Source organism: Lactobacillus sp. UMNPBX16, from assembly GCF_002553775.1.
GTDB lineage: Bacteria > Bacillota > Bacilli > Lactobacillales > Lactobacillaceae > Lactobacillus > Lactobacillus crispatus.
This window is the reverse complement of record NZ_PCYU01000070.1, coordinates 1-438: the sequence shown is the minus strand read 5'-3', so window position 1 is coordinate 438 and position 438 is coordinate 1. Positions and strand designations below refer to the sequence as shown.

The window sequence follows — 438 nt, the reverse complement described above, 5'->3', positions numbered from 1 at the left end:
GCTCCAACTTTTGGTCAAGCAGTCTTCCATATTGGCGATATTAATACCGTTCAAATGTGGATCGTTGTCTTTACATTCTTACTTGTTACTTTCTTTGATACCACTGGTACCTTAATTGGTTTGGTTCAACAAGCAGGTCTGATGAAGGACAACAAGATGCCACGTGCTGGTGAAGCTCTAGCAGCTGATTCCAGTGGTATGTTGGTCGGTTCTGTTCTTGGTACCTCACCTGTCGGTGCCTTCGTTGAATCAAGTTCTGGTATCGCTGTTGGTGGTCGTACCGGTTTAACTGCCGTTTGGGTTGGTATTTTCTTCCTTATTTCAACTATCTTCAGTCTAATTTTGAGTGTTTTCACTTCCCAAGTTACAGCACACGCTTGAATTATTGTTGGGGTATTAATGGCCGAAAACTTGGCACACGTTTGCTGGTCTAATCTT

The 438-nt window shown here is 42.9% G+C and carries 1 pseudogene; it reads left to right on the top strand.

The features are described 5' to 3' along the window. Positions 1-378, top strand: a pseudogene (locus tag CP367_RS10215) (solute carrier family 23 protein); the annotation flags it as partial. Positions 379-438: the final 60 nt, after the last annotated feature.